The 20714-nt window shown below is 37.1% G+C and carries 16 protein-coding genes and 1 pseudogene; 1 reads left to right on the forward strand and 16 read right to left on the reverse strand.

Annotated features, from left to right (window positions below):
* On the reverse strand, nt 1–2307 hold a 2307-nt coding region (locus tag AWW83_RS08545), incomplete at its 3' end, for a vitamin B12-dependent ribonucleotide reductase (RefSeq protein ID WP_092350872.1).
* A 204-nt stretch (nt 2308–2511) separates the two neighbouring features.
* Nucleotides 2512–3849, reverse strand: coding sequence for an L-lysine 6-transaminase (gene lat, locus AWW83_RS08550; RefSeq protein WP_092350874.1), 1338 nt, complete (start codon nt 3847–3849; stop codon nt 2512–2514).
* A 163-nt stretch (nt 3850–4012) separates the two neighbouring features.
* On the opposite strand from lat, the gene AWW83_RS08555 reads away from it, so the two are divergent.
* Complete coding sequence (locus AWW83_RS08555; protein WP_143713944.1) at nt 4013–4222, forward strand: hypothetical protein; 210 nt, start codon at nt 4013–4015, stop codon at nt 4220–4222.
* Here AWW83_RS08555 and AWW83_RS08560 read toward each other — a convergent pair.
* From AWW83_RS08560 to AWW83_RS08625, 14 genes and pseudogenes are all read right to left on the reverse strand, one after another.
* Nucleotides 4212–5864 (reverse strand): tetratricopeptide repeat protein, encoded by a 1653-nt coding sequence (locus tag AWW83_RS08560; RefSeq protein WP_092350878.1) that lies wholly within the window; start codon nt 5862–5864, stop codon nt 4212–4214. The genes AWW83_RS08555 and AWW83_RS08560 overlap by 11 nt on opposite strands.
* Before the next feature lie 2 nt (nt 5865–5866).
* Nucleotides 5867–7013, reverse strand: a pseudogene (locus AWW83_RS08565) (nicotinate phosphoribosyltransferase).
* Nucleotides 6991–8139 carry a glycosyltransferase family 4 protein gene (locus tag AWW83_RS08570; RefSeq protein ID WP_092350880.1) on the reverse strand — a complete coding sequence of 383 codons (1149 nt, stop codon included), beginning with the start codon at nt 8137–8139 and terminating at the stop codon, nt 6991–6993. The pseudogene AWW83_RS08565 and the gene AWW83_RS08570 overlap by 23 nt, the downstream one beginning before the upstream one ends.
* Nucleotides 8126–9304: an O-antigen ligase family protein gene (locus tag AWW83_RS08575; RefSeq protein ID WP_092350882.1), complete on the reverse strand. Its 1179-nt coding sequence runs from the start codon at nt 9302–9304 to the stop codon at nt 8126–8128. Before AWW83_RS08575 ends, AWW83_RS08570 begins: the two co-directional genes overlap by 14 nt.
* Entirely contained in the window at nt 9301–11196 is a 1896-nt protein-coding gene (locus AWW83_RS08580; RefSeq protein WP_234697287.1) for an ABC transporter ATP-binding protein, read from the reverse strand. Before AWW83_RS08580 ends, AWW83_RS08575 begins: the two co-directional genes overlap by 4 nt.
* On the reverse strand, nt 11162–11944 hold the full coding sequence (locus AWW83_RS08585; protein ID WP_092350884.1) for a glycosyltransferase family 2 protein: 783 nt from the start codon (nt 11942–11944) through the stop codon (nt 11162–11164). Before AWW83_RS08585 ends, AWW83_RS08580 begins: the two co-directional genes overlap by 35 nt.
* Nucleotides 11945–11946: 2 nt before the next feature.
* Nucleotides 11947–12966: a hypothetical protein gene (locus tag AWW83_RS08590; protein ID WP_143713946.1), complete on the reverse strand. Its 1020-nt coding sequence runs from the start codon at nt 12964–12966 to the stop codon at nt 11947–11949.
* Nucleotides 12956–15442, reverse strand: a complete 2487-nt coding sequence (gene leuS, locus AWW83_RS08595; RefSeq protein ID WP_092350888.1) for a leucine--tRNA ligase — start codon at nt 15440–15442, stop codon at nt 12956–12958. The genes AWW83_RS08590 and leuS overlap by 11 nt, the downstream gene beginning before the upstream one ends.
* Nucleotides 15443–15469: 27 nt before the next feature.
* Nucleotides 15470–16432, reverse strand: coding sequence for a tyrosine-type recombinase/integrase (locus AWW83_RS08600; RefSeq protein WP_092350890.1), 963 nt, complete (start codon nt 16430–16432; stop codon nt 15470–15472).
* Nucleotides 16433–16585: 153 nt separating this feature from the next.
* Nucleotides 16586–17782: a T9SS type A sorting domain-containing protein gene (locus tag AWW83_RS08605; protein WP_092350892.1), complete on the reverse strand. Its 1197-nt coding sequence runs from the start codon at nt 17780–17782 to the stop codon at nt 16586–16588.
* Between the two features lie 14 nt (nt 17783–17796).
* A complete protein-coding gene (locus AWW83_RS08610) occupies nt 17797–18255 on the reverse strand; it encodes an FG-GAP repeat domain-containing protein (RefSeq protein WP_092350894.1) in 459 nt (152 codons plus the stop codon).
* Between the two features lie 221 nt (nt 18256–18476).
* Entirely contained in the window at nt 18477–19961 is a 1485-nt protein-coding gene (locus AWW83_RS08615; protein WP_092350896.1) for an FG-GAP repeat domain-containing protein, read from the reverse strand.
* Nucleotides 19933–20145 carry a hypothetical protein gene (locus AWW83_RS08620; RefSeq protein ID WP_143713947.1) on the reverse strand — a complete coding sequence of 71 codons (213 nt, stop codon included), beginning with the start codon at nt 20143–20145 and terminating at the stop codon, nt 19933–19935. Before AWW83_RS08620 ends, AWW83_RS08615 begins: the two co-directional genes overlap by 29 nt.
* Nucleotides 20146–20313: 168 nt before the next feature.
* Nucleotides 20314–20714, reverse strand: a 401-nt coding sequence (locus AWW83_RS08625) for a GWxTD domain-containing protein (RefSeq protein WP_143713948.1), incomplete at its 5' end; no start/stop codon positions are given.

The following is a 20714-nucleotide window of genomic DNA, read 5'->3' on the forward strand; positions in this document are numbered from 1 at the left end:
ATCCGGATACATTCCAACGGTTATATATCCTTCGTGACCAGCGACGCTGAATTTGTGAGTGATTGATTTTCTTTCATCTGGGAGACGACGGCGAACGGGTTTAAATTCAACTTTCTTTGTTTCTTCTTTTTTATCTTCTATGCTCGTTGAAAGTGGTTGTGTTCCTTTGCTACCATCACGATATATGGCGATCGCTTTAAGCCCCATTTTCCACGCATCAATATAAAGTTGCATAACATCATCAATGGTGACATCATTTGGCATGTTAACAGTTTTTGAAATCGCACCAGAAATAAACGGCTGAACTGCTGCCATCATCTTAACATGTCCCATATAGTGAATAAATCTTTTACCTTTTGCTGGTTTAAAGGCACAATCAAAAACCGGAAGATGTTCGGGTTTCAAATGAGGCGCACCTTCAATTGTATCATTTTTGTCAATGTAATCAACTATTTCCTTGATCTGTTTTTCGTTATATCCAAGTTTTTTAAGCGCAAGCGGAACCGTGTTATTAACTATTTTCAAAAATCCACCGCCAACAAGTTTTTTATACTTAACAAGTGCAATATCCGGCTCAATTCCCGTCGTATCACAATCCATCATAAATCCAATCGTTCCTGTCGGAGCAAGCACGGTAACTTGTGAATTTCTATATCCATATTTTTGCCCCAGATCATATGCTTCTTTCCAGACCTTTTTCGCTTCTTCAAACAATTCCTCTGGAATTAAACTTTTGTCAATTTTATCAACATAAGACATATGCTTTCTTATGACCCCAAGCATTGGTTCACGGTTAAGCTCAAACCCTCTAAAAGGACCAATTTCCTTCGCAATCAACGCAGATTGTCTATATGCTTCGCCAGTCATAATTGCAGTTATAGCGCCAGCGTAAGCTCTTGCTTCATCGCTATCATAAGGCAAGCCAAGTGACATAAGCAAAGCCCCAAGATTTGCATATCCAAGACCAAGCGGTCTATAATCATGGCTGTTTCTTTCAATCGCTTTCGTCGGATAACTTGCATTGTCAACTATTATCTCCTGTGCGGTGATGAAAACATCAACTGCGTGCCGAAATGCTTCTGTGTTAAATGTCCCATCTTCATTTCTAAATTTCATTAAGTTCAAAGAAGCAAGATTGCAAGCAGTATCATCAAGGAACATAAATTCTGAACATGGATTGCTTGCATTTATCCTTCCTGTGTTTGGACATGTATGCCAGCTGTTTATAGTTGTGTCAAATTGCATCCCGGGATCTCCGCAAAGCCACGCTGCCTCAGCAATCATTCTCATAATATCTCTTGCCCTGTATGTATCGCATATTTCACCAGTTGTGACATATCTTGTATGCCATTCTCTATCTTCAAGAACTGCTCTCATAAACTCATCAGTAACTCTTACAGAGTGATTTGCGTTTTGGAATTGAACAGAGTCATAAGCACCTCCTGGGACATTAAACCCGGGATCATAACCTGCTTTTATCAAAATATGCGCTTTCTTTTCTTCTTCAGCTTTTGACTTTATGAAATCAATTATGTCAGGATGATCAACATTTAAAATCACCATTTTAGCAGCTCTTCTTGTCTTTCCACCGCTTTTAATTACACCAGCAAAGGCATCAAATCCACGCATAAATGAGACAGGACCGCTTGCGACTCCGCCACCAGAAAGTTTTTCTTTAGATGAGCGAAGCGTTGAAAAATTCGTTCCTGTCCCAGAGCCATATTTAAAAAGCATCCCCTCAGTCTTCGCAAGTTCAAGAATTGATTCCATCGTATCTTGCACTGAATTTATAAAGCAAGCAGATGCTTGTGGTCTTTCTTCAACCCCAACATTAAACCAGACGGGAGAATTGAACGAACCATATTGATTTACGAGAAGATAAACAAGCTCGTTATAAAAAATCTCCGCATCTTCATCGCTTGCAAAATAACCATCTTTTATTCCCCAATTTGTTATCGTCCTTGCTACCCTTTCAATCAATTGCTTCACGCTGTATTCTCTTTCCGGAGTCCCGATTTGACCGTGAAAATATTTTGACACAACTATATTCGTTGCAAGCATTGACCACGATGCCGGAACTTCAACATCTTTTTGCTCAAAGACAACCTCCCCCTTTTCATTCGTTATAACTGCATTTCTTCTCTCCCAGATTATTTCATCAAACGGATGAATCCCCGGCTTGGTGAAGAATCGGCGAAATTTTAACCCCCTTTTTAAAGATTTATCTGCGATTAATTTATCGCTTTGCGTAATTTCAACTGCGGTGTCTTTTGAGACACCTGCGGATCTTTTCTTAACTTCTTCCATAAAACCTCCACTTTTTTAGTTTTGAAATTCACTCCAAGGTGCGGGCGCAACAAACTCTTGCTTCAAATATAAAAACTTATAATCCAAATGTCAAGAGGGACAATTATAATTAACCCCCACCGTTAAAGTAAAAAGGTGGGGGCTATCAAAAAAATTTTTGTAAAAATTATGCACAAAAATTAACACTTGCTCAAAACACAAAATTTAATCCTTCATTTCATTCAAGGATTTTCTAATTATCTCAATTCCCTCATCAACTTCTTCTTTCGTGATGGTAAGCGGTGGTCTAAATCTTATCGTCCTTTCTCCGCAACCTATCATAACTGCACCATTTTCATAAACCTTTCTCAAAAACTTCTTTCTAAACTCCGCATCTGGCAAATCAAACGCACACATCAACCCACGACCGCGTGCATTTGAAATAAACTCTGGAAACTCACTCTGCAACTCAATCAATCCATTAAGCAAATGTTCGCCAACCACACGTGCATTTTCAAGCAAATTCTCCTCGTGTATGACTTCAAGAATTTTCCCAAACCTGACCATATCTGTTAAATTTCCACCAAATGTTGAATTTATCCTGCTTGAAACATGGAAAACATTATCTTTAACTTCATCAACTCTTTCACCAACGAGAATTCCACAAACTTGAGTTTTCTTCCCAAATGCAATTATATCGGGTTTAACAAAATGTTCATGTGCCCACATCTTTCCTGTTAATCCAACGCCTGTCTGCACCTCATCCATTATATACATAATCTCATTTTCATCGCAAATCTCACGCAAAGCAACGAGAAATTCTTTCCTGAAATGGTTATCTCCACCTTCAGCCTGAATTGGCTCAATTATAAGTGCTGCTATATTATGACCGTATTCCTTTATCGCATCTTTAATTTGATTCAAAGCAAGTTGTTCCTCCTCCTGAACCTTCTTCAAGTTCTCCTCATTCAACGGAAACTTTATCGCTGGATTGTGAATCCTTGGCCATTTGAATTTCGGAAAGTATTTATGCTTGATCGGGTCTGTATTCGTCAATGAAAGCGTATAACCGAGGCGTCCATGAAATGCCTGACGAAAATGTATGACAACCATCTTTGACTCATCTTCAACGGATTTATAAAATCCACGCTCAAGATTTTTTTGCATCTTCCAATCAAACGCAACTTTTAAAGCATTCTCAACCGCAGGAGCACCACCTTCAATGAAAAACGCATACTTGAAATAATCTGGAACAGCAAGATTGAAAAATGTCTCAACGAATTCCGCATATTCAACAGGATAAATATCTGAAAGAGTTGGCTTGTTAATTGCAACGAGTGTTAATTTTTCAAGAAAATCTTTTTCAAGAAGTTTTGGATGGTTCATTCCAAGAGCCGAAGATGCAAAGAAAGAAAATAAATCAAGATATGATTTTCCAGTTTTTGCATCAACAAGACGCCTGCCTTGACTATTTTTTAGATCAAGAACCATCTCAAATCCGTCAACGAGTATGTGCTTTGAAAGTGTGCTATGAACTTCGGTGGGATTAACTCTAACAGCCATTCCTATTTTTCTCCATTTTTGTTGTTAACTTCACAAAAAATTTAAAAACTTCATCCCAAAAATCAAAAACTTAAAACTGGAAAAAGCAAGATTGATTCAAATCACTTTAAAAAAGCGAAAAATTTTGTTAAATTTATGCAAAAAAATCAAACACAAGAAACTTATGAGCGAGCCAAGATACAGGTCTGAATATCTTGACGACTTCATCGCCGAAGAAGAAATAAAGCCGAAAACAAATGGAAAGATAAATTGGAAATATCTTTTAATCCTTCTTTTGCCGTTTGGAACTTTGATTTTGATAGGGCTTCTCATTTTTAAAAAACTTAATAAACGCAAGAACTCAAATCATTCAATCAAAAAACTTAAAACCTAAACCTTGCATAAGCCCTGAAGAATCTGTAATGATAGACCGTTGAACCGTATTTCTCATATAGCCCGTAAATTTCAACTCTTCCAAGTGTAAATTTCCCGTAAAACCTGTAATTTGTTGATGCTGGATACTTCGGATTTTTTGCGATCGCACCCGCAACCCCAAGCGTTATGAACTTGAAAATCCCCTGTTCAGCATTTAACTCAATCCAATAAGTGGAAAGATTATTTGGAGTCCAGTATGGAATTGAATTCGCATAGATTGAATCAAAGTCCTCAAACGCATAAAACCCAACGAATAAAATTCTCGGATTCTCTCTTCGCAAAAACAGATTAAGATAACTTCCAAAGGTCTTCTTTGCATTTCCGTCGGAATAAATTCCATAATCAAATAGGAAACTTAAACCGAGATTGTTGAAAATTTGGTTATAAATCGTGAGCGTGAAATTGTCAATTTCAATTTTGTTTTCAATCGCCTTAACACCTTCTCTGTTCTCGGTTCTTTTATAAGAGAACTGCGGATAAATTCTGTCAAATAAATTCAAACCGAGTGTAAATTTCCAAACAGGATAAAAATTTGCTCCATATTTAAATGCGCCAGAGCCAAGTTCAAAATAATTTCCTCTTGAAAAATTATATTTAAACAAGACGACACCACCATATCCAAAAATTCTCCCTCCAACTCTATCATCCACAAGTTCAACCCTTTGAAAATTGAGATTTGCCTCAAAAAATCTGTTGAAATAAAACTTAAATTCAACGGGATAAACAATTCTCGTCAATTTGTTTGTGTCCCTGAACCATTGCGCTTCTGCGAAGGCGAAATCAGAATACTGTGATTTTATCTCATCAAGGATTTTTCTTGCATTTTGATTTTGCGGTTCAATCTCAAGAAGTTTTTTCGCATTTTCTCTGGCTTCATCCCACTCGCCCAAGTAATAATTCAACTGCATTGAAAGTTCAAGCGCCCGTGCATGCGTTGGGAATTTGAGCAAAAACCTTCGCAATTCTTTTTTCGCTTCGTCTGTCATATTGTTCCAGACAAGAAGTTGACACAACATCCAATGATAATTCAAACTGTCGGGAAACAGAAAAACAATTTTTTTGTAAAGCGGTATCGCTTTCAACTGTTGATCGTTCCACACATATTGCTGTGCAAGTTCAACAAGCGTTTCTTTGTCAGATGGATCAAGTTCAAGAATTTTTTCATAAACAGGGATTGCCTTTTGAGATTGATTGTTCCAGATGTAAAGTTTTGCGAGCGTTTTATAAAAGTTAACACTATCGGGATAGATTTGGAGGAGTTTTTCATAAACCGCAATTGCATCGCTTTGTCTTCCGTCCCACAGATACCATTGCCCAAGTTTTGTCAAGACATCATAATCAGAGACGCCATTACTTAAAAGAGTTTCATAAACAGAGATCGCACCGTGCAAGTTTTCAGTCCACAAATAAAGTTGAGCAAGGCGATTTGCGATTTTATAATCTGTCGGCTCTTGATGGAAAATTTCAGAGTAAATTTTAATTGCTTTTTCAAGTTCGCCATTTGCAATGTAAAATTCTGCTTGACCGATTTTCTCAATCTTTTGATTTTGAGACAGAAGAATTAACGGTATGATTAAAAGAGCGAAAACTTTCTTTGCCATGTTTAAAATGTTAAGTTTTTTAATTGTTTCAACACATAATTTCTTATCTCCGATGGTTCAGGTGTAGGCTTAATTATTTTCCCATTTTCAATCACGGTTTCAAGAAGCGGTTTAAAACCTTCCTTCTCAAATTTTTCCTTTGCTGGATAAATAATCCTTTCACCAGTTGTTTCATTCACATAAACTTGTTTTTTCGCCAGAAAGTTTCCCACGCTTTGCTATCGGCTTACCCTCAATTTCAACTATATCCATAGCAAAATCAAGAACTGGCGCACTGCTAATCGTCGTCCCAACTCCATAAGCATCAACCACCTCATTCAATTGCTTTATAACTTCCTCATCAACTCCACCGCTGACAAATATCTTAACATTCTTAAAACCTCTCAAATCAAGTTCCCATCTTACTTCCTTCAAAATTGCGAGAAAATTTCCACGCCTTGAGCTTGGCGTATCAAGCCGAACACCATAAAGTTTATCCCCAAGCGCTTCAGCAATTCGTATCGCTTCAAATTTTTCATCAGCGAATGTATCAATCAAAGCAATTCTTGGAACTTTCGGATCAATGACTTCATCAAATGCTTTCACAGCTTCAAGCGTGTCTCCAAACAAAAGTATCATCGCATGTGGCATCGTCCCGCTTGCTGGAATCCCAAGAAGTTTAGCTCCAATTGGAGTTGCAACTCCATCACATCCACCAATATAAGAACTTCGGTCAATCATAGGAGTTATCGCTGGATGCATTCTCCTTGCCCCAAAATGAACCACAATTTTATCTCCGGCTGCAAGTTTGCATCTTGCGGATTTTGTTGCTATTCCCGACGCTTGACATATAAGTCCAAGAATTGCGGTTTCATAAACTGCAAAATCAAGATACATTCCTTCAATTGTCATAACCGGCTCATTCGTTCTGAAAATCGTTCCCTCTGGCATCGCCTTAAGAGTTACAGGCAAATCTTCAAGAAGTTTCAAAACTTCATCAAGACCAGCGAAAACTCCCCATTGATAATTTGACGGAAATTTCTTAACAACAAACTCTGCTTTGACATATTTATTCACTCCCTTTTCTTTCAAAACATTTATCGCCCTTTCAAAATAGACATCTGTAACTTTGCCCGCCTTTATATCTTCAGGACTTGCTATGTTGAACATCTCTTGCCTCCGTTTGTTTTGACTTTAAAAGTTCAAGATAAAGATTTTCAACGGAATTAACATACTTTTCAAAACTAAATTTTTCTCGTGCGGTCTCACTTGCTTTTTCGCCAAGCCGTTTCGCAAGTGTTTTATCCTTTATCAACATTTCTATCTTCTCAGCAAGGTCAATGTGATTTCCTCTCTCAAAAAATAAACCATTTACGCCATCATCAATTATATCAAGAAATCCAGCATTTTTCGTTGCAACTACAGGCAAACCAACCGCCATCGCTTCAACAAGTGAAAGCCCAAACGCTTCTGCATGCGAAGGAGCAACAAATATATCAATTGCCGACAAAATATCTGGCACATCTTTTCTAAATCCAGTCCATATCGTGCTTTCCCCAATTCCAAGTTCTTTCTCAAGATTTTTCAAATTACTGAAATAATCAATCTCTCCGACCGTCGGCTCACCGACAATCAACAGCTTCAAATTTTTAAACTCTTGATTTAAAATTTTAAAAGCTCTGAACAATTCCTCGTGACCTTTCCCGGGGCTGAAGCGACTCACAACGCCAAGAACAATATCATCACCGAGATTAAATTCACCTCTTATTCTTTCCCTTCCATCCTTCCTAAACTTGAACTTTTCAACATCAACACCCAGATGAATAACTCGCACCTTTTCCATCTTAACAGGCAAATTTCTTATAAATCCATCTGCAACATCTTTTGATATCGCAATCACTGCGTCAAGTTTTTGATAGATGAATTTATGAAATGGGTCTTTCTTTTTAACGCCGACGCCAATTTGAGGATCAAATATCAAAACAGATTTATGATAATTCCCAAATAGAGACAGAATCATCTTATTTACATCACCAGACCTGAAAATATGAATCACATCAAATTTATCTCGCTTCAAAATTTTTCGCACCGATTTAAAATCGTTTTTAAACTCACTTCCGAATTCAACAACATCAAAACTTTCCTTCGCCTGTTGAAATAATCTTCCTTCTGGGTTACAGGCGATTATTATCGTGTGTCCTTTCTCTCTGAGCTTGCACGCAAGTTTTAAAATGTTCATCTCAAGTCCACCCCAGCTTATGGAAGACATCACGAAAAATATCTTAAGCTGGGACATTTTGATTTTTGAGAATTTTATTTACAGAATAAACAAGTCCGCAGATAAACCAAAAAAGCGTCATAATTTCCGCATCGCCAAAACTCCATTCAAAAAACCCACTCACATTAAAAGCAAAGAAAACACCAATTCCAGCAAGAACAATATCACGAACGATTGGAATTGAATTAACATTTTTGAAAAGAACGAAGAAATCAATTAAAATTCTCACAAAAAGTCCGCTCAAAATTAAAAACCCAGCGATGCCAAATAAAACAAGCCACATTATGAAATTATTGTGCAGATGTCCGTGTCTTTCGTCAGGAGCAGGATTCGGTCGGAACTTAACATAAATTTTATAAAGGTCAATATCTCCATATCCAAGCAAAGGTCTTTGTGAAAACATTTTTAGTCCCGTCTTCCACATCATATATCTTGCAACCGTTGTCTCAGATCTTGTAACCTCCGAAAGATGCTCATATTTATACTTTAACGGAAAGAAAAGATAAAAAACCGCCACAAGAAAAACCCATCCTGGGAAAAAATATCTGTATCTTAAAAGCACAATCACAAGCAAACCAATTGAAAAACCAAACCATGCACTTCTTACGAAAGTTAAAAGAAATGTTAGATAAGTTGGCGACATCAAAATAAGAATTAAAGCACGCCTTTTAAACGAAATATCTCTGTCAAGATAAAGCGGAAACAAAAGAAGAAGTGTTATCATCTTCAACTCGCCAGCGGTCATTGAAATCTGAAACACACCAAGCCAGACGATGTCAATTCTCAAATAATAAACAATAAGTTCAATAACCGAAACTATCGCTGAAACTATCCCAATTGCGAGCAAAATGTTTTGAATTCGCTTAAAATCTTTAAAAACTGAAATAGCCATATAAAAAACCAAAATCAGAAAAATTCGTCTTGCGTGATAAAATGCTTCGGATTTATAATCCGAAAGAAGAGCGCTTAAAATTTCAACAGCGATGAAACCAAGAAAAAACAAGTCAAGCGTCGTTTTCAAATTTTTAATCTCATCACGATTTGAAAAAATTTTCAAAAGAAAAAATAAACCAGCAAAAGCAAAAGCAATTGAAGAAACCGCAATTGAAAAGAAAACGCTCACAATTTGTAGCGCAAGAAATATGTAAATCAGCAAATCATAGTTTTTGACGCTTATTTTCAATCTACATCATCCGTTAATTTTTGAAGGTTAAACTGCATCTCGTAAAGTTTTCTGTAAAGCCCGTCCTGTTTTATCAATTCTTCGTGCTTTCCTTCCTGAACTATTCTGCCATTTTCAAGGACGATTATTCTATCAGCATTCCGTATCGTTGAAAGACGATGTGCGATCACAAAGACAGTTCTATTTTTCATTAATCTTTCAATTGCCTCTTGAACAAGTATTTCAGATTCAGCGTCAAGATTGCTCGTTGCTTCGTCAAGGATTAAAATTGGTGGATTTTTCAAAAGCGCTCTTGCAATGGATATTCTCTGTCTCTGTCCGCCAGATAACTTCGTCCCCCTTTCACCAATTACAGTATCGTATCCGTCAGGAAGTTGCATTATGAAATCGTGCGCATTAGCTGCAATCGCTGCTTCAATTATTTTCTCCATCGGACAATCTTCAAGTCCATAAGCAATGTTATTCCTTACGGTATCGTTAAATAAAATCGTCTCTTGCGTCACAATTCCAATTTTATCACGAAGCGATTTGATCTTCAACATTTTCAAGTCAATTCCATCAATTAAAATTCTTCCTTTCGTCGGGTCGTAAAATCTTGGTATTAAATCAACGAGTGTTGATTTCCCCGCTCCGCTTGGTCCAACGATTGCGAGTATTTCCCCTTTCTTGACGATAAGATTTATATCTTTCAGGACAAAATCACCATTCTTCTGTCCGTTGTATGCAAACCAGACATTTTCAAAAACTATCTCGTTTTTAAATTCTTTCAATTCAACTGCATTTTCTGCTTCTTTGATTTCGGGCTCAATGTCAAGTATTTCAAAAACACGCTTGGCTGCTGCTGTTGACTCCTGAATTCGGTTATTTACATTTGTCAGCTCTTTCACTGGTGGCATGATTTGAAATATCGCTATTAGAAAAGTCAAAAACTCACTTGCCCTCATCGTCCCAAGATCAAGAACTTGCATTCCGCCATACCAGATTATAACAACACCAGCTATAACACTTAAAAACTCCGTTATCGGACTTGCGAGATTTCTTATCCTTGTGATTTTAAGAAGCGATTTAAAATATCTCCATGTCTCTCTTTGAAATTTTTTATTCTCAAACTCCTCCATTCCGAACGCCTTAACAACCTTTGCCCCCGTAATTGTCTCCTGTAAAACAGAGGTTATATCAGCCATTCTCTCTTGTGAAACTCTGCTTTCCTTGTGCAATCTTATCCCGAGCTTGCTTATAAAGTAAAGCGCAAACGGAAAAACAAGAAGAGAGATCAAAGTAAGTTTCCAGCTCAAAGAAATCGCAATTCCAAGAAAAACAATTATCAAAAGCGGTTCTCTCACAAGATTCAAAAATGTTGCGGATATTCCAGTGTTAATTATCATAACATCATTTGTTATCCTTGAGATCAAATTCCCCGTCCTTTCGGAAGAAAAATAACCAAGCGAAAGCGTGTGAAGATGTTTGTAAAGTTCATTTCTTATATCCTTCACAAGTCCCTGCTCAACATAAGCCATGAAATATGCTTGAAGATAACCTGATAAATTTTTCAAGAAGAAAGCAATGATTATAACGATGCAAATTTTTATAAGCGCCTCTGAATGTGTCCCTGAGAAAACATAGCGAAATAGAAAACCGAAAAATTCCTGTTTCAAATTTCCGAGAAATCCACCTGAACCCCCCAACCTGTTCAATGCTGAAATATAATCTTGGGAAAAAAGCGTCTCAAGTAAAGGAATTGCAAGATAAATTGAGACACCGCTAAAAATTGAGAACAAAATCGTAAAAAAAACGGATAAACTAAGCTGTCTCCAATAAGGTTTCACATACTTCAAAACCCTTATGAAAACTTTCAAATTACTTTCCGAATTTTTCTTCGTCTTTTCCGACATTTTGAATCTCCCAAATTTTCATATAAGTTTGCATATTCGTCATAGCGTGGATAAGCGAAACCATCAAACCATAAACTCCATCCTTAAAGCCTCTTTTGATAATGTAATGGCTCAAAAAAGCTGCAAGCGGATGAAGGATTAAATCATAAGATTTTACTTTCTTTCTATGTGCTTTTTCTTCTGCGCTTAAACTTGAATATTCATTTATCTTTGCAAGCGTTTCTTTCAAAGTCGGATGTGTGAAATGAATTATATCTCCTTTCAAATAGCCAACTTTTCCATCAACCACAAAACCTTCGTGAACTTTTCTCTGCGTAACCCTTGCCTTGCCTCTTTTAAAAAGACGAAGTTGATAATTTGGATACCAGCCACACGACTTTATCCATTTCCCAAGGAAAAAATTTCTCCTCGGAATATAAAAACCATCATATTCAGTTTCATTTTCAAGAATTTTTTCAATTTCTTCCCTTAATTCAGGCGAAACTCTTTCATCCGCATCCAAACTCAAAATCCAATCACAGCTTGCTTGTTCAATTGCAAACTGTTTTTGTGGTGCGTATCCTTCCCATTTTCTTATGAAAACTTTATCGGTATATCTTCGTGCTATCTCAACTGTTTTATCCTTGCTTTCGGAATCAACAACAATTATTTCATCAGCCCATTTAACACTTTCAAGACAATCTCCGATGTTCTTCTCCTCATTCCCAGCAATTATCGCAACGGACAATGTCTTTCTTGTCTTTTCCATAATCAAGCTTCAAACCCCAGAATTTTTGGAATCACGGACACACCATCAGGATAATCATTATCGGTAATTCGCTTTATCTTTTGCTCATAAAGATCGTAGAGATAAATTTCCGAGTCATTTTCAAATCCTTTGTCAAAAATTATCTGCGTGTCGTTTATAAATCTGAAATTGAAAAATCCACTGCCAGAACTTATTTTGTAGAGATTTCTTTTCGCAACATTGAAATAGTAAAGTTCACCCGTTTTAACATTTCTTTCCTCAACCGCTTCAGGAGTTATATTCACAACATTGAAAACTAAATACACACCATCTGAACTCCACTCCAAATGTTCAATTTTCCATCTCGTCTCAAAAATTTCAAACCTATTCAACTCGTCAACGAGATAAATTCTTTTCACACCAATAAGAGAGTCATCTTTTATCTCAACTCTAAATTTTCCATCTGGCGAATTTAATTTTAAATCAGGTACATTTTCCGGCGGGAATTCGCCTTTCCTCCAATCGTATTCTTCTTTTTTAGCGTAAAGCAAATTACCATCTGGATCAAATCCATAAATTTCAAATTTGAAATTTTCATTCGTTTGATAACCTCCGCTTATTCTGTAAACTTCAACCGTATCGTTGTTGAGCCATCTTATCTTAACACCCCACGAGTCATCAAATGTTTTGAGAAGCGCAACTTCACCACTTGCGACATCAAAAAGATAAATTTTCGGATTTTTTATGAGATGAAATCCAGCACCAACTGTTCCTTCAAAGTCAGCGGTTTTAAAAAGAGCGACATTCCCAGATGGAGAAAATTTTATTTCCCACACCGCACCAAATGTATCAGGCAAAACTTTTTCAACTTTGTAATCAGAAAGATTAACAGCATAAATTGACGGAAGCGAATCTTTCTGTGAAATAAAATAAGCGTAAGAGACGGATGATATACCGTGAGTTATTAGGATTTTTTTCACTTTTGATTTACATCCAAGTGAAAAGAACAACAGAGCGATAAAGAAGAAAATTTTAATCCTCACAAGCAATGCTCACAAGTTTATTTTTCACGACGACAATTTTTGATATTTTCTTCCCGCTCAAATACTTTTGAACACTCGCATCGCTTAAAACGATATTTTTCAATGTTTCATCATCAAGGTCAACGGGGACTTTAATCCTTGCTCTGACTTTGCCATTCACCTGTGCCACGATCGTAACTTCTTCTTCTGTCAATGCTTCTTCATCTGGCTCAACCCATTTACTGCCGATGAATAAACTCTCACTTTCTCCCGAAATTTCCCACAACTCCTCCGCAAGATGCGGTGCAAGTGGTCCAAGCATTATGATAAATCTCTTAACACAATGAGCGAAAACTTCCTTCGTCAGATCATCATAAAGATTTTGATCAAATTCAGACAAAAGATTGAAAAGTTCCATAAGTGAAGCGATTGCGGTGTTGAAGTTAAAAGTATCAATGTCATTTGTGACCTTCTTTATCGTCCTGTGCGTTTTTCTGTAAATTGACTTTGCATAATCCCCAAGTTCCTCAATTTTATATCTATCTTTCGGCTTTACACTTCTTAACAAATCTTTATTTTCAAGGACGAAGTTATAAACTCTATTAACAAACCTCCACATTCCGTTTATACCTTCATCGCTCCAATCCCCACCCTCATCGTATCTTCCCATAAACATAAGATACAATCTAAAAACATCAGAACCGTATCTACTTACGAAGTCATCGGGGTTTACGACATTTCCCTTGCTCTTTGACATTTTAGCGCCTTTATTTGTAATCGTCCCTTGATGATACAAACTCAAAAATGGCTCGTCAAATTCAAGATGCCCCGCATCCCTTAATGCTTTTGTTATAAATCTTGCATAAAGAAGATGCATTGTTGCGTGTTCAGCTCCTCCGACATATTTATCAACGGGACACCATATTTTCACAAGTTCTTTATCAAACGGTGCGGTATCAAGTTTTGGTGAAAGATAACGAAGATAATACCAAGATGAATCAACGAATGTATCCATTGTATCGGGGTCTCTTTTTGCGGGAGCGCCACATTTTGGACAAGTTGTATTGATAAATTCCTCACATCTTGCAAGTGGCGATTCGCCCGTTGGTCTAAAATCAACATTGTATGGAAGTAAAACAGGGAGTTGCTCCTCTGGAACAGGAACTTCGCCACATTTTTCACAATAAACAATCGGAATTGGTGCACCCCAATACCTTTGTCTTGAAATCAACCAATCACGAAGACGATATTTGACAGCTCTTCTTGCGATTCCCTCTTTTTCAAGATCATCAACAATTTTATCCCACGCTTCTTGCGAATTCATACCATCGTATTTTCCCGAATTTATCATTATGCCCGGCTCAATATAAGCGCTTTCAAGTTCATCTTCGGGATTTGTCCCTGGTTGAAGAATGACTTTCCTTATCGGAAGGTTGAATTTTTTCGCAAATTCAAAGTCCCTCTCATCGTGAGCCGGAACTCCCATAACTGCACCCGTTCCGTAATGAATTAAAACATAATCAGCAATCCATATCGGGATTTTTTCTTTCGTTGCAGGATTAATTGCATAAGCGCCGGTAAATACGCCTGTTTTCTCTTTTTCCGTTGATGTCCTTTCAATTTCCGTCTCATGTGCGACGAAGTCAAGATATTCCTGAACCTGATGTCTATATTCAGGACGTGTTATCTTTTCAACAAGCGGATGTTCCGGAGCAAGGACAACATAAGTTGCTCCAAAAATTGTATCTGGTCTTGTGGTAAAAACAGAAAATTTATCTCCTGTATCAGCAACTATAAAATCAATTTCAGCTCCAATGCTTTTACCAATCCAGTTTCTTTGCATTATCTTCGTCTTTTCAGGCCAGTCAAGTTTATCAAGGTCATTGAGAAGTTCTTCTGCATATTGAGTTATTTTGAAGAACCATTGTGTTAAGAATTTTCTCACGACAGGAGTTCCACACCTCTCACAAGCGCCGTCAATGACTTGCTCATTTGCAAGGACTGTGTTACAGCTCGGACACCAGTTCACAGGTCCAGGGGCTTTATAAGCAAGACCCATCTTGTAAAGTTGAAGGAAAACCCACTGCGTCCATTTGTAATACTCCGGCTTTGAAGTATCTATTTCATAATCCCAATCATACATAGCGCCAATTTGCTTTAACTGCTGACGAATTACATTTATATTCTGCTGTGTGCTATCGTGCGGATGAATTCCCGTTTTTATCGCATAATTTTCCGCTGGCAAGCCAAAAGCATCATAACCAATTGGCTCAAAAACATCATAACCCTGCATCTTTTTCAATCTCGCCCATGTGTCCGTTGGTCCGTAATTATACCAATGTCCGATGTGAAGTTTATCAGCCGAAGGATAAAGAAACATAACAAGACAGTAAAGTTTTCTCTTCGGATTTCTCAAATCAACCTTATAAACTTTTTTCTCCTCCCAATATCTTCTCCATTTCTCCTCAATTTCTTGAAACGGATATTTAACCTGCATTTTTTGATTACGCCTCAAATTTTGTTTTTAAAGCAAAGACAATTGAATTGAATCTTGTTTCTGCGGTGGCTTCCCAAGCTTTCCCTTCTGTCTGAAATAAATCATCGCTGTCTCAATGCTACCAAGCCGTAATCTTTTCTTGAGCTCCTCAGGTGTTGCGCCATTTTCAACCATTATCATCGCTGCTGTATGCTTCAAAGAATAAGGTGTTAATTTTCTGTTTCTCCCTTTTTTAACACCCGACTTCTTTAAATACTCACTTATGATTATCCTTATACCTTTATTCGTCAATCTCTCTCCCATACTCTTCGGACCCAAACTTACAAACATCGGTTGATCTGGTTCAACCGGCTGACGCTTGCTTCTTATGGTAAAATAATCATGAAGTGCCTTAACAACATCATCTGGAACCGGCACCGCTTCGTCCTTTACATCTTTACCTTTTCCCTGAACATAAATTATATACTGGTTATTTACAACTTTCAAATCCCCAACATCTGCGTTTGAAAGTTCAAGTTCGCTCATCGCACAACCAAGCATCATCTTTATCATAGCATAATCACGGTATCCAGCTTCGTCTTTTCTTTCAACGCTTGAAAGAAGCATGTCTATTTCTTCCCAAGTTAAAAATTCTCTGCTGTGAGAAGTAGGTCTTTTGTTTCCCGGAATTCGTTTTGCTGGATTTTTCTCAATTACACCTATCGTCTTCAAATACTCGCAGAAACGACGAAGTGCGGTAAGATAAGTTGAAACTGAAACAGGGGAAAGCTTCTTTATGTGCGTGAGATAATCCCTGTATCTTTGAACATCTTCAACAAGGAAGCGAAATTTCTTATCAACCGCAAACCATTTCAAAAATTCGCGTAATGCCCTCGTGTAAGTTCCTTTTGTATCTTCTCTTTTGCTTGAAAGTTCGTTTGCGAAATTTTCAAAATGCTGATTCAACTCTTCAAAGCTCATCACAACAGGCTTGAACTCATCCCGAATCATAGCCAATGCAAAATCAAATTATTTTTTTAAAATTTACAAATTGAAGCAAAGATTTGCAAGTTGAAATTAGAAATGAAACCCCCAACGGGAAATGCAACTTAAAGAAAGATCATAAATGAAAAAGGCGGGGCTTAAAATCCCCGCCTTAAATTTTTACTTAATAAGCATCATCTTACGGGTCTTTTCAAAACTTCCAAATTTCAACTTATAAAAGTAAGTTCCACTTGCAACAGGTTTGCCATATTTATCTTTCCCATCCCAAATTATCGTATGTTTCCCTTTTGGAAATTCCTGATCATCAATCAATCTCACAACTTCACGACCCGAAGCATCGTAAATTATCAAACTAATCTTTTTATCAACAGGCAAATAGAAAGATATGTTTGTTGTCGGATTGAATGGATTTGGATAATTTTGATAAAGCTCGTAATCATCGGGAGTTATAACAGTCCACTCCTTAACACCAGTGACTGTTTTTTCATAAATTCTCAAAACCTTATTTTCGCTATATTTATTCAAACTATCCGAGATACCCTGAAGGAAAAGAATAATCTCCGGCTTCCCATCCCCATCAAGGTCATTTCTTGCACCTGTCCTCCATATCCCACCACTCCATCCAGCTCCAGCTGCTGAATCAACAGGATTATAATCAATTAACTTTGTAAAAGTCCAACTATTTGGATCAAGTGGCGAACCAACACCTCTGTATTCCGCCTCATATACAACATAATATCCACCAAGCAAAAGATATTTATTCCCAACATTTTGCAAGTTATACAAATACAGCATCTTGTCGGTTGTATCTGAGAAAATCACCTTTATCTTCGTTGAGTCAAAATCATCAACATTGTTGAGATTTCCAATTACATAAATCGTGTTCGGAATATTTTCATCAACTGTTTTTGCTCTGAAAAACGGGAAATAAACTTCGTCTTTTCCATCATTATCAAAATCACCCCTTGCAATTGCCTTCAAAGGATAGCTATTTGCAGATTGTAAAATAACTACCTTATTTGTATCTGCAACATATGTATTTGGTCCTTTTACCTTGATAAACCAAAGTGGCGTCTCATTTCCAGTAATGTTATTCCCCATAAACCATATTTCTTTTTTCCCATCCCCATCAACATCTGCAACTATTCCACTTGATACAGCCATATTTCTTGGACCCGTCTTAAAAACGCCCTCAACATTTACAGTTGCAAAACCACTCTCAAAATCCCCTTCAATTGAAATTATATAAACCCCATCGTCAGTCCCGTTGAATGCAAATTCAAAATGGACAAGCTCCTGCTTCCCATCACCATCAACATCATCAATAACAAAATTTTCAGGTCTAAATCTTGCCATATTTGTATCTGGTATTATAACATAAGGTCCATCAAACCTATTTGTTGATGGATTCCATTCCCAAACCTGATAACCCCTTTATTTACATGATTTGTAAAGTCCGCCTTCGTCCTCCCAACAGGATAAATTATCTCAAGTTTCCCATCCCCATCAAGATCTCCAACTTCAACATCTCTTGGCTCAATGTAAAAAGCCGAGGGTTGATCAGGGAAAATGTAAGTCAACTCAACACTATCATTCCCAGCAACCGTGAATTGAATAACTTTATGCCCAACATAAGCTGTTGTGTAAATTTCCTTTACACCATCTTTGTTAACATCCGCAACGAGAACTGATCTACCAACCCCAAGCTGTGCTAAAACAGTATCCTTCGTCCCAACTCCTTTGTTTTTGTAAACAAGTTGCCATGTTTGAGTGTAAACAAAATTAACCGCAATTAAAAGAAAAGCGATGAAAATGATTAACCTTCTCATCTTGCACCTCCATAAATTTGTTTGAATCTGAGAATTTCATTTTGATTTGAAGTTAATAAATAAAATGTTATGTGTCAAGAGAAAAGTTGCGACTTTGAGACAGGATTAAAAAATCATAATTTCAGCCCCAAAAATAGATCGCCCCGATGAAGGGTGGAAAATGTTTTGATTAGACAAAAAATCCCCCTCTCTCTTAAAGAGAGGGGGTTAGAGGAGTGAGTTTATTTTATGAGCAACATCTTTCTTGATGTTTCAAATTTGCCTGCTTTTATCTTATAAATGTAAGCACCGCTTGCAACTTTATTTCCTGAATTATCCGTCCCATCCCAACTTATTTTATGCTTGCCAGCTGGATAAGATTGATTCTCAACCAATGTTTTAATCTCTCTACCATCCAGCGAATAAATTTTAACCGTCACAAGTTCATCTCTTGGCAAAGCAAATTCAATCCATGTGATTGGGTTAAATGGATTTGGATAATTCTGATACAAATAATAACCCGCTGGGATTTCATTTTCTGCCTGAACTTTTACTGCGACATCGCTTTCAAAAACGATAAAGAAAGCCCTTGTTGAATCGGGTCTTTGCAATGAACCGATTACAACCTCTCGCTTCCCATCACCATCCATATCATTTTTCGGAATGCTAACATAATAATATCTTGGTGTTCCAAGTGTATCGTTTAAAAATTCACTCCATTCCCAACTTGTTGAATCAGCAAATGAACCCGAACCTTTATATTCAACATGATAAACATTTCTATAATTTCCAGCAACGATCACATCAAGATTACCATCACCATCAAGGTCTCCCCAATCAGCTCCTCGTGTGTAATCCCAACCACCAACTCTGTGGAAATAAGTTGAATCAATTTCGCTCACATCATTTGGTTTTTTATTCTCAATGAAAACAAGCTGACCATTTGTTGCAAATGCAAAACCTTCTGGATAACCATCTCCATCCATATCCATAAATTTAAGACTTCTAAGTGTGCCCACTAAAGTTCCTGAACCAACCTGCGAGTTCGTAACGACTTTCTTAATCACATAATTATCCGAACCCTCTGCCTCAACAATTACCCATGTAAAGTTAGTCCATGTCCCAAACCATATTTCCTTTTTTCTATCTTTATCAAAATCGGTCACCGCAATATCAAAAGCCCATGTCGCTGTAAGCGAACTATCTCTAAATTCAACCTTAAAATTTGAAAATGGATCAAGTTCCGGTGTCTCAAGCGAAATTATCCACATTTGAATGCGAGAAGTTCTATCAATGAGTGCGATTTCCTGCTTGCCATCGCCATCAAAATCATCAGCAAGCAAATATGTCAATCTAAATCCCGCATTACCATCGGCTGGATAATCAAGATTCCACTGAAATGTTGGTTCATTCGGAAATGTTTTGGATGTAGGGTCATACTCATAAAAGAAAATTTTGTCAGGATTTGTAATTCCAGCATTTGGATCAGCATTGGATGGATTGACAAAACATATCTCATAATTTCCATCTCCATCAACATCTGTTATATTCACACCGGGGAAACTATAACCAGTTGTTACCGAAGTCAATGGCAAAGGCACGCTCCACAAAAGTTTGTAATTATCATTTCCATCGTTTTCAAACCAGAAAATCCATTTAGTCGTATCCCCAGACGAAGGACTTGAAACAGTTGGATCGTTAACTGCAAGAATTTTCAAGTTTCCCATTTTTGTTCAAATCAAGCCCTGCAATGACATCGTCGCATCCGTCAATTTTCGGAATTGTTGGGTAATTTGCAACATAAGAGATGTGGAATCCACTTTTAAGATAATAAAGCGGATATTGAACCTGCGCATAAGAAACAAAGCAGAATGCAATGATTAAAGCCGAAATAAAGATGGCATTTCTCATGATTTTGCCTCCATTTTTGTTTTTTGAAAATTTACCCGAATAAAAAATTACCCACCTGCGCATGTGCTTTTTAGAGTAGCAATAGAAATTTTAAAATCCTAAAAAAATGTGCTTTTGCTTTAAATTTAAAAAATTAAGATGTGCCTGTCAATATAAATCACGGGAAATTTATCTCTGCATCAAAAGATACATCCAATCTTGATTTTTCACCTCTCCAACAAGCGTTGAATGCAAAAGTTCATACGAACCAAATCCTGTTCTATCACCGAAAACAAATATCACCCCGCCCTGCAAATTGTAATAATGCCATATCTCATACGGTTTCATATTTTCTGTGTATGGATATCTTTCAACATCATCAGGTGGACCATAGATTATATAAACTCTTCCTCTGTCGGTTTTCCAGCCAGGTGCAAATCTCGTTGTGAATTTTTCATTCGCCTGTTGAACTCTGTCAAGATATTTTCTTCTAAATTCAACCCCTCCTCTTTTTGCCCAGAAAAGTCCAAGAAATCTTCGCTTTGCATCAACCCCTTTCAATTTTGAATACATCGTCTTTTCTTCTTGAC

It is taken from the genome of Candidatus Chryseopegocella kryptomonas, assembly GCF_001536065.1.
GTDB classification, from domain to species: Bacteria; Bacteroidota; Ignavibacteria; order Kryptoniales; family Kryptoniaceae; genus Kryptonium; species Kryptonium kryptomonas.

What these genes read in the sequence shown, in the direction of transcription:
- lat (WP_092350874.1), bottom strand. Translation starts at nt 3,849, where the DNA reads ATGGCTGTTAGAGTTAATCCCACCGAAGTTCATAGCACACTTTCAAAG.
- AWW83_RS08555 (WP_143713944.1), top strand. Translation starts at nt 4,013, where the DNA reads ATGAGCGAGCCAAGATACAGGTCTGAATATCTTGACGACTTCATCGCC.
- AWW83_RS08560 (WP_092350878.1), bottom strand. Translation starts at nt 5,864, where the DNA reads ATGGCAAAGAAAGTTTTCGCTCTTTTAATCATACCGTTAATTCTTCTG.
- AWW83_RS08570 (WP_092350880.1), bottom strand. Translation starts at nt 8,139, where the DNA reads ATGTCCCAGCTTAAGATATTTTTCGTGATGTCTTCCATAAGCTGGGGT.
- AWW83_RS08580 (WP_234697287.1), bottom strand. Translation starts at nt 11,196, where the DNA reads ATGTCGGAAAAGACGAAGAAAAATTCGGAAAGTAATTTGAAAGTTTTC.
- AWW83_RS08585 (WP_092350884.1), bottom strand. Translation starts at nt 11,944, where the DNA reads ATGGAAAAGACAAGAAAGACATTGTCCGTTGCGATAATTGCTGGGAAT.
- leuS (WP_092350888.1), bottom strand. Translation starts at nt 15,442, where the DNA reads ATGCAGGTTAAATATCCGTTTCAAGAAATTGAGGAGAAATGGAGAAGA.
- AWW83_RS08600 (WP_092350890.1), bottom strand. Translation starts at nt 16,432, where the DNA reads ATGATTCGGGATGAGTTCAAGCCTGTTGTGATGAGCTTTGAAGAGTTG.
- AWW83_RS08605 (WP_092350892.1), bottom strand. Translation starts at nt 17,782, where the DNA reads ATGGCAAGATTTAGACCTGAAAATTTTGTTATTGATGATGTTGATGGT.
- AWW83_RS08610 (WP_092350894.1), bottom strand. Translation starts at nt 18,255, where the DNA reads ATGAGAAGGTTAATCATTTTCATCGCTTTTCTTTTAATTGCGGTTAAT.
- AWW83_RS08615 (WP_092350896.1), bottom strand. Translation starts at nt 19,961, where the DNA reads ATGGGAAACTTGAAAATTCTTGCAGTTAACGATCCAACTGTTTCAAGT.
- AWW83_RS08620 (WP_143713947.1), bottom strand. Translation starts at nt 20,145, where the DNA reads ATGAGAAATGCCATCTTTATTTCGGCTTTAATCATTGCATTCTGCTTT.